The organism is Corallococcus sp. AB049A, assembly GCF_003668885.1.
Lineage (GTDB): Bacteria > Myxococcota > Myxococcia > Myxococcales > Myxococcaceae > Corallococcus > Corallococcus interemptor.
This window is the reverse complement of sequence record NZ_RAWL01000358.1, coordinates 1-9008: the sequence shown is the minus strand read 5'-3', so window position 1 is coordinate 9008 and position 9008 is coordinate 1. Positions and strand designations below refer to the sequence as shown.

10 protein-coding genes are annotated in these 9008 nt (G+C 70.5%); 8 read left to right on the top strand and 2 right to left on the bottom strand.

Annotated elements, in window-relative coordinates; genetic code table 11:
* The 6 genes from D7X55_RS29815 to D7X55_RS29790 all read left to right on the top strand — a co-directional run.
* Nucleotides 1–494, top strand: a 494-nt coding sequence (locus D7X55_RS29815; RefSeq protein ID WP_147470261.1) for a DUF3261 domain-containing protein, incomplete at its 5' end; no start/stop codon positions are given.
* A 6-nt stretch (nt 495–500) separates the two neighbouring features.
* Nucleotides 501–1682 carry a beta-ketoacyl-ACP synthase gene (locus D7X55_RS29810; protein WP_121724839.1) on the top strand — a complete coding sequence of 394 codons (1182 nt, stop codon included), beginning with the start codon at nt 501–503 and terminating at the stop codon, nt 1680–1682.
* Complete coding sequence (locus tag D7X55_RS29805) at nt 1679–2146, top strand: hotdog family protein (protein ID WP_120549236.1); 468 nt, start codon at nt 1679–1681, stop codon at nt 2144–2146. The genes D7X55_RS29810 and D7X55_RS29805 overlap by 4 nt, the downstream gene beginning before the upstream one ends.
* Nucleotides 2139–2870, top strand: coding sequence for a 3-oxoacyl-ACP reductase FabG (gene fabG / locus D7X55_RS29800; RefSeq protein ID WP_120549237.1), 732 nt, complete (start codon nt 2139–2141; stop codon nt 2868–2870). The genes D7X55_RS29805 and fabG overlap by 8 nt, the downstream gene beginning before the upstream one ends.
* Complete coding sequence (locus tag D7X55_RS29795; RefSeq protein WP_120549238.1) at nt 2867–4105, top strand: beta-ketoacyl-ACP synthase; 1239 nt, start codon at nt 2867–2869, stop codon at nt 4103–4105. Before fabG ends, D7X55_RS29795 begins: the two co-directional genes overlap by 4 nt.
* 17 nt (nt 4106–4122) lie before the next feature.
* Complete coding sequence (locus D7X55_RS29790; RefSeq protein WP_120549239.1) at nt 4123–4554, top strand: excinuclease ATPase subunit; 432 nt, start codon at nt 4123–4125, stop codon at nt 4552–4554.
* A gap of 29 nt (nt 4555–4583) precedes the next feature.
* Here D7X55_RS29790 and D7X55_RS29785 read toward each other — a convergent pair whose 3' ends face one another.
* Nucleotides 4584–6191 carry a hypothetical protein gene (locus D7X55_RS29785; RefSeq protein ID WP_121724838.1) on the bottom strand — a complete coding sequence of 536 codons (1608 nt, stop codon included), beginning with the start codon at nt 6189–6191 and terminating at the stop codon, nt 4584–4586.
* 93 nt (nt 6192–6284) lie between these two features.
* On the bottom strand, nt 6285–7829 hold the full coding sequence (locus tag D7X55_RS29780; protein ID WP_120549241.1) for a CocE/NonD family hydrolase: 1545 nt from the start codon (nt 7827–7829) through the stop codon (nt 6285–6287).
* A gap of 199 nt (nt 7830–8028) precedes the next feature.
* On the opposite strand from D7X55_RS29780, the gene D7X55_RS29775 reads away from it, so the two are divergent.
* Both D7X55_RS29775 and D7X55_RS29770 read left to right on the top strand, forming a co-directional pair.
* Nucleotides 8029–8229, top strand: coding sequence for a hypothetical protein (locus D7X55_RS29775; RefSeq protein ID WP_147442779.1), 201 nt, complete (start codon nt 8029–8031; stop codon nt 8227–8229).
* Nucleotides 8226–8711, top strand: coding sequence for a DUF2243 domain-containing protein (locus D7X55_RS29770; protein WP_121724837.1), 486 nt, complete (start codon nt 8226–8228; stop codon nt 8709–8711). Before D7X55_RS29775 ends, D7X55_RS29770 begins: the two co-directional genes overlap by 4 nt.
* Nucleotides 8712–9008: the final 297 nt, after the last annotated feature.

Sequence of the window (9008 nt, the reverse complement as noted above, 5' to 3'; positions counted from 1 at the left end):
AGATGTTTATAAGAGACAGGCCGGAGCTGCGCCTGGCTCCCGCCGCTCTCGGGGCGTCCGTGAGCCTGGCGCAGCAGCTGGTGTTCGCGCACGAGCAGGACCCGGGCGGCCCCCGCTCCCTGGAGGCCCTCCTGGAGGTGGACCCGGCCCAGCTGCGGCTGGCGGGGCTGGCCCTGGGGCAGCGCATCCTCACGCTGCGCTGGGACGGCAGCAGACTGGACGAGGAGCGCGACCCCCGCCTGCCCGCCCAGTTCAACTCCGCCCTGGTGCTGCGGGACGTGCAGCTCGTCTACTGGCCGGCCGACGCCGTGCGCGCCGCCCTGCCCGCCGGGTGGACGCTGGAGGACGGCCCGGCGCAGCGGACCCTGTCGAAGAACGGCAGGGAATGGGTGACGGTGCGCTACGATGGCTCGCCGCGCTGGGAAGGGCGCACGCAGCTGACGAACCACTCCGAGCACTACCAGCTCACCATCGAATCGCGCTCGGCCGAGTGACACCCCATGTCTCCTCCTGTCTTCCTCAACCAGCTGGGCCTTGTCTGCGCGTTGGGCTCCGGGAAGCAGGAGGTGGCCCGGGCCCTGTTCGCGGACACCGTCTCCGGCGTCGCCTCCCATGACGGGTTCGCGGACCGGCCGCTGCACGTGGGGCTCGTCACCTCTCCGCTCGCGGCCCAGGACGCCCTGCCCCCTTCGCAGCACAGCCGCAACAACGCGCTGCTGCTCACCGCGCTGGCGCAGATCCGCCCGGAGGTGGACGCCGCCCTCGCCCGCTTCGGCCCCGCGCGCGTGGCGGTGGTGCTGGGCACCAGCACCTCCGGCATCGGCGAGAGCGAGAAGGCCATGGCCGGCTACGTGAGCACGGGCGAGCTGCCCTCGCGCTTCCACCTGCACCAGCAGGAGCTGGGCTCTCCGGCGCTGGCGCTGGCGCACGTGGTGGGCGCAAAAGGCCCCGCCTACGTCATCTCCACCGCGTGCTCCTCCAGCGCCAAGGCCCTGGCCAGCGCGGCGCGGATGCTGCGCGCGGGCAGCGTGGACGCGGTGCTGACGGGCGGCGTGGATTCCCTGTGCCGCTTCACCGTCGCGGGCTTCCGCGCGCTGGACTCCGTGAGCGAGGCGCGCTGCAACCCGATGAGCGCCCACCGCCACGGCATCAACATCGGCGAGGCCGCCGCGCTCTTCCTGATGACCCGCGAGCCGGGGCCGGTGCGCCTGTCCGGCTGGGGCGAGTCCTCCGACGCGCACCACATCTCCGCGCCGGAGCCCCACGGCAAGGGCGCCATGGCCGCCATCCAGGAGGCCCTGAAGCGCGCGGGCCTTGCACCGGAGCAGGTGGACTACGTGAACCTGCACGGCACCGCCACGGTGCAGAACGACGCCATGGAGACGCGCGCGGTGCACGCGCTCCTGGGGCCGGGCGTGAAGGCCAGCTCCACCAAGCCGCTCACCGGCCACACGCTGGGCGCCGCGGGCGCGCTGGAGGCGGCGTTCGCGTACCTCACGCTGGTGGACAACCCGGACGGCCACCTGCCCGGACACTTCTGGGACGGGGCCGTGGACGACTCGCTGCCGGCGCTGTCGCTGGTGAAGCCGGGAGAGTCGCTGGGGCGCCCGGTGAAGAGCGTGCTGAGTAATTCCTTCGCCTTCGGGGGCAGCAACGCCGCCCTCGTGCTGGAGCGCGCATGATGCGCATCGTGATTGATCAGCCCATTGAAGAGCTGGTGCCCCACGAGGGGCGCATGCGGCTGCTCGACCGCGCCCTGGAGGGCGACGCGGACTCGCTGCTCGCGGAGGTCACCGTGCGCGAGGACAGCCTCTTCTGCTCCGACGGCGCCGTGGGCGGCTGGGTGGGCATCGAGTACATGGCGCAGGCCGTGGCCGCGTGGGCCGGGTGGCACTCGCGCAAGCGCGGCGGCACGCCCCGGGTGGGCTTCCTGCTGGGCACCCGCCGCTACGAGTGCAGCCGCCCCGTCTTCAAGACGGGCGAGACCCTGCGTATCGAGGTCCAACGCCAGTTCTCCGCGGACAACGGGCTGGGCCAGTTCGACTGCACGCTCAGCATCGGGACGGAGAAGGTCGCCACGGCGGCGCTGACGGTCTACGAGCCGCAACCGGGGCAGGACCTGGGAAGGGGCAACACAGATGGGTGACAAGACGGTGCTGGTGACGGGCTCCAGCCGGGGCATCGGCCGCGCCATCGCGCTACGCCTGGCCCGCGACGGCTACGACGTCGTGGTGCACTGCAAGAGCAAGCGCGAGGAGGCCGAAGCCGTGGCCGCCCAGGTGCGCGAGGCCGGCCTCGAGTCGCGCGTGCTCCAGTTCGACGTGTCGGACCGAGCTGCCACGCAAGCCGCGCTGCTCGCCGACGTGGAGGCCCACGGCTGCTACTACGGCGTGGTGTGCAACGCGGGCATCGCTCGCGACAACGCGTTCCCGGCCATGACGGCCGAGGAGTGGGACGGCGTCATCCACACCAACCTGGACGCCTTCTACAACGTGCTCAACCCGCTCACGATGCCCATGGTGCGCCGCAAGAAGCCGGGCCGCATCGTCACGCTGTCGTCCGTGTCCGGGCTCATGGGCAACCGGGGCCAGGTGAACTACAGCGCGGCCAAGGCGGGCATCATCGGCGCGACGAAGGCGCTGGCGGTGGAGCTGGCCAAGCGCAACATCACCGTCAACTGCGTGGCGCCGGGCCTCATCGACACGGAGATGGTGCCTCCGGAGGTGCTGGAGGAGGCGCTGAAGATCATTCCCGCCCGCCGGATGGGCAGACCCGAGGAGGTCGCCGCCGCGGTGAGCTTCCTCATGGCGGAAGACGCGGGCTACATCACGCGGCAGGTGATTTCGGTGAACGGGGGGATGATCGGATGAAGCGCGTAGTGGTCACCGGAGTCGGTGCGCTGAGCCCGCTGGGTCACGACTGGAAGACGGTCGAGGCGCGGCTGCGTGCTCGCCAGAACGCCGTCCAGGTCATGGAGCCCTGGAAGGAATACGAAGGCCTGAACACGCGGCTGGGCGCGCCCGCCCTGCCGTTTGAATTGCCGCCGTCCGCGTACTCGCGCAAGACGACGCGCACCATGGGCCGCGTGGCGCTGATGGCGACGCGGGCCAGCGAGCTGGCGCTCCAGGACGCGGGCCTGCTGGGTGACCCGCTGGTGAAGGGCGGGAAGATGGGCATCGCCTATGGCTCCTCCGCGGGGACGCCGGAGAACATGGGCGACTTCGGGAAGATGATCACCCACAAGACGACGGAGGGCATCACCGCGACGACGTACCTGCGGATGATGTCCCATACGGCGGCGGTGAACATCGGCGTCTTCTTCGGCATCACCGGGCGCATCATCACCACCTCCAGCGCGTGCACGTCCGGCAGCCAGGGCATCGGCTACGCGTATGAAGCCATCAAGCTGGGCCGCCAGGTGGCGATGCTCGCGGGCGGCGCGGAGGAGCTGGACGCCACGGGCGCGGCGGTGTTCGACACGCTGTTCGCCACCAGCACGAAGCACAACGAGGCGCCGCACCAGTCCCCCCGCCCCTTCCACGCCCAGCGCGACGGGCTGGTGCTGGGCGAGGGCGCGTGCACGCTGGTGCTGGAGGAACTGGAGCACGCGAAGGCGCGCGGCGCGACCATCCACGCGGAGCTGCTGGGCTACGGCACCAACAGCGACGGGCGGCACGTCACGCAGCCCAACGCGGACACCATGGCGGAGGCCATGAAGCTGGCGCTGGAGGACGCGGGCGTGCCGGCCTCCGCCATCCCCTACGTCAACGCGCACGGCACGGCGACGGACACGGGCGACGTGGCGGAGAGCGCGGCGACGAAGGCCGTCTTCGGGGAGAAGGTCGCCATCTCCAGCCTCAAGAGCTACATGGGCCACACGCTGGGGGCCTGCGGCGCGCTGGAGGCGTGGATGACCCTCCAGATGATGCGCTCGGACTGGTTCGCGCCCACGCTGCACCTGACGGCGGACTCCGTGGATCCCAAGTGCGCGCCCCTGGACTATGTCATGGGCGAGGGACGTGCTTTGCAGACGGACCTGGTGATGACCAACAACTTCGCCTTCGGCGGCATCAACACGTCGTTGATCTTCCGCCGCTGGCCTTGATGCCTGGAGACCCCGCCATGAAGAAAGCCCTCCTGTTGCTGGCCCTGACGGCCGCGAGCCCCGCCCTGGCGCGCGACACCGTGACCAAGGTGAAGCTCGCGGACGTGCTGGCGCTGCCCGAGGCCAAGGAGAAGCTGGACGGCTCCGTGAAGTTCTACCTGGAAGGCGCCAAGACGCCCAACGTGCTGAAGACGCTGGGCAGCGACACCACGAACAAGAAGACCAACGGCGTGGGCAAGTCCGACGACTACGCCTGCAAGTGGGCCGCCCTCTCCGCGCTCATCGCCCTGCAGGACGGCGCGAAGAAGAACGGCGCCAACGCGGTGGTCCACATCGTGAGCTACTACAAGAAGGTGGAGTCCAAGAGCGCCACCGAGATCGAGTGCCACGCCGGCAGCTTCGTCACCGGCGTCGCGCTCAAGGGCGACTACGCCACGATCGCCAAGTAGTCCCGAGAGGCGGCCCGCGCGGCGGAACGCTACCGCCGCGCCGGCACCTCGATGCGGCAGACGCTCTCCGGAGCCAGGCTCCGCGAGCGCATCCAGGCCTCCAGTTCCTGGTCGATGCGCGCCGCCGCCTCCGCGTTGAAGCGGCGGTTGTCCTGGAGCTTCCAGCCCTGCGGGTAGTTGCCCGAGTAGCCATTCACCGTGGGCACGCCGTGCTCGCCGGACGCCCAGACGGCGTCCAGGTGATACTTCCACTCCTGCGCCTCCCCGGACGTCGGCGCGTAGAAGAAGGTCGCGCAGCCCGGTGCGATGCGCGCGGCCACCGCCTCCACGTCCGCGCGGGCCTCGTGCCTGTCATAGGCGGGGCCGGTGAGCCCCTGCTCCAGCAGGCACAGCGCGCCCAGGCCCACCGCCAGCGCCGCGCGCCCCGAGTCCCACTGCCGCTGGAGGTACAGGGCCAGCCCCACGCCCGCGGGCACCAGCAGCCACAGGCCAATGCGGGACAGGGCCCGGATGGCCGCCGCGCCGGGCACGCCGTGGAAGACGAGCCACCAGGGCGTGAAGCCGCCGGTGTAGCGCGACGCGAGCAGCAAGGTGGCCACCGCCAGGACGAGAAGCAGCCGCACCGAGGTCCGCGAGCGCGCCTGCCACAGGCCGATGCCCGCCAGCACGGGCGTGACGAAGCCGAAGCCCAGCCGGTGCTCCCACGGCACCGGCATGCGCTGGAAATGGGAGAAGCCGTTGGTCCACCCGTACAGCCAGCTGTCCTGGCCCACGAAGAACCAGCTCCAGAAGCGCGGCACCATGGGAGACACGTCCCCGAAGCTGCGCAGGCCCACCGTGCCAATGGCCTGACGCGAGTGCAGGACCAGCGGCGCGAGCACCACCAGCCCCACGACGCCGAAGCCCACGAGCGCCGGGAGGTGGCGGCGCAGCGCCGTCAGCAGCGGGCCGCGCGTGTCCCGGACGGCGAGCCCGGCGATGAACGCCAGGAGCAGGAAGAAGAAGAGGAACCAGCCCCAGTAGAAGCCCGCGTAGAGCTGGGCCACGAACGCGCCCACGAGCAGCGCGGACCAGGCGATGCCCCGGCGCCGGTCCGTCTCCGGCCGCGTCAGCGCGATGACCGCGCCCATGGCGACGAGCGCGAAGAACTGTCCTTCCAGCTGCGGGTGGTTGAGCTGGTTGATGCGCGGCGCTCCGGCCGTGAAGAGCACCGCGCCCACGACGGCAGGAAACACGCGCAGGCCGAAGCCCCGGCGCAACAGCCACACCGCCGCGGCGTAGTTGAGCGCGGCCATGGTGAGCGCCCACGCCTGCCACGACAGGTCCGCGCCCAGGCCCAGGGCGCGCCACATCCAATAGAACGGCGCCACGCCCAGGAGCACGTCGGAGTACGCGGCGACGTTGGGCTCGGGGTGGAACATCGGCGGGTCCCAGAAGCGCGCGTGAGCCGGGTCTCCGGACACGAAGCGCCAGCCGTGCTCCAGGATGTAGTGGTTGAAGCGCACGTCGCCCTCGTCGCCCTGCACCAGTCGCAGCCCGGACAGGAGGGCGGGATGGTGCGACAGCAACAGGGCCAGCACGCCACCGGCGAGGATGAGCAGGACGGCGCGGGTGCGTTCCGAGACGGCGGTTCCCATGAGCGCCGGGAGCGTTAACACACCGGGCACGTTCGCTGGAACGACGGAGGGCGTCTGGAGAGCACGCCCTCCGTCACGGCCGCGAGGGGCGCTTCAGCGGATGGGCAGGTCCAGCCAGGACGGCGCGCCCAGCGACAGCGTGGCGCCGGTGGTGTTCGCGTCCAGGTAGAGCGGGTCCTCCGTGTCCACGACGAGCGCCAGCCGGTGCAGCACGGGCACGTCATAGGCCGTGGCGGGGAACGCCAGGTCCAGGTCCAGCGGCACGCCCGGCGTGGCGCCCTTCCAGCTGAGCGGCACGTGGGTGATGAGGCCGCCGTAGTCGCCGAGCAGGTCGTACAGGTACGCGACGACCGTGCCCGATGAGGTGGACGGCGTGACGCGCAGGCGCAGCGTGGCCGAGCCTCGGATGGAGATGCCGCTCAGGGTGGTGGACGACGTCCAGACGCCCGCGTTGAGGCGGTTGACGCCCGGCAGCCAGACGATGGGCGGGATGCCCGTCAACGCCTGGAGCCCGTTGGTCAGGAGCGCCACGCCCGCGTCGGCGTTGGTGTCGAAGCCGGACCAGACGGTCCGCGAAGCACTCGAGGCCGGCGTGCCGCCCAGGGTGCCGGTGCCATCCAGGAGCCGGATGGCGCCCAGGCCGTAGCGCTGCGTGCCGGTGGAGACCTGGGCCCATGACGCATAGCCCTCCGTGTCGCCGTCATGGGTGCGCAGCACCACGGGCGCCTCGCGGGAGATGCCGGTGTCCACGCCCGCGACGTACTGGTCCATCCAGCGCGTCACGCTGGTCCAGACGCCGTTGGGCAGCCCCAGCAGCCCCGTGGCCTCCACGACGGCGTGGTCACCGGGGGCGAACTCCAGGCGCTTGGGGCCGGCGAGCTGGCCGTAGAACGACACGAGCTGGTTGGGCGGGAAGAGGCTGTCGCCGTAGGCATTGGCCATCAGGATGGCGGGCCTGTTGGCGTTGATGCGCTGGATGTACGTAGCGGCCGAGCGCACGCGGCCCCAGGCCTTGATGGACTCGATGTTCCGGTTGGCGAAGTAGTCGTTGATGGTGGTGGTCAATTCAGGGCTGGGCCGGCCCAGCAGGGTCGCGGCGAGGTTCAACAGCGCCACGGCCTGCGGACGGCGCGTCTCGCCACCGAACAGCGACGCCACCAGGTCCGACCAGCCGGAGAGCGCCGCCACCGCCTTCACGCGCGAGTCGAAGCCGGAGGTGATGAGGGCGATGCCCGCGCCATACGAGACACCCGCGAGCCCGATGCGCGAGGGATTCGCCGTGGTGTTGGCGAGCATCCAGTCCAGGACGCGCGAGGTGTCCGCGATGTCCACCGGCCCGGCCGTGTCGATGCCGCCGCCGGAAGCCCAGAAGCCGCGCGGCGTGTACGAGAGCGCCACGTACCCCTTCTCCGCCAGAACCTTCGCCTGGGCCAGGTACTCCAGATCGTTGAGTCCCCAGCTGGAGATGAACACCACGGCCGGATGCGGCCCGGGCGTGGTGGGTGCGATGTAGTTGGCCTTGAGGACGGTGCCGTCGCTGCCGGGGATGTCCACGAACCGGAAGCCCGTGGTCGGGACCGCGAAGCTCGTGAGCGGCAGCAGCAGCAACAGCAGGACCACTGGCAAACGCTTCGTCATGGAGACACCTGGGGGGCGGCGGGGAAGATTGACGTGCCGCCAATATGCGAGGCGCTGATTTTCGAGTCAATACACAGACGCGGAAAGCCAGGATTCCAAATCAAACACAATGTTCGTCATCCCGGCGCGACGTTCATTGGAGAGCGCTTCGACGATCCGCGTGACGGACTCGGGGGCTTTCCTGGCGCACAGTCCCGCCATGCGAAGGCTCAACGCACTCACGCTCACCAGCGTCCTGCTCGTCAGCAGCGCGGTGTTCGCCTGTGAAACCTGCCGGCCCGCGGTGGAGGCCGGCATCTTCAACGAACACTTCTGGGGCCGGCTGGCCATCACCCTGCTGCCCTTCGGGGTCATCCTCGCTGTCGTTACTCCGCTGCACTTCCTGGGGCGTGAGCGATGAACCGGGGACCGCTGCTCTCCGCGGGCGTGATGCTGGGCGTGGGCCTGGGCGGCTTCGTGGACGGCATCCTGCTGCACCAGCTGCTGCAATGGCACAACATGCTCTCCAGCCACCTGCCGCCGGACACGCTGGTGAACGCCAAGGTGAACATGTTCTGGGATGGCCTCTTCCATGCCTTCACCTGGCTCATGACCTTCAGCGGCCTGGTGCTGCTCTGGCGCGCGGGCCTGAGGACGGACGTGCCGTGGTCCTCGCGCACCTTCGCCGGGTGCCTGCTGGGAGGCTGGGGCCTCTTCAACGTCGTCGAAGGCCTCATCGACCATCAGCTGCTCGGCGTGCACCACGTGCGCACCGGCCCGTCCCAGGTCGCCTGGGACGTGGGGTTCCTCTTCTTCGGCCTGGCCCTGCTGCTCGCGGGCGGAGCGTTGATCCGCGCGGGCCGTGGGGACGTCACGCCCCGGGGCGGCACCGTCAGGGCTTGAGGCCGACGGGACACCGCGCCGCGCCATTGTCCCGGGGTCCCAACCCGGGACTTCGAGTGCGCGTGGCGTCCAGAACGCAATGGCTGGGATGAAACCGCCGTTTGCGCTGTTGGTGACGCGCCCGCGTGCGCCAGAGTGCGCCACCCGTCACGGGCACATCCAGGAGCCTCCATGTCGTTCCGTTCCAGACCGAAGTTTGGCGCCGCGCGCATGACGCTCGGCGTCTGCGCTTCCGCGTTCATCACCGCGTGCGCCTCCACCGCGCCCGCGGAGAAGTCCCCGCCGCAGGCCCAGGCC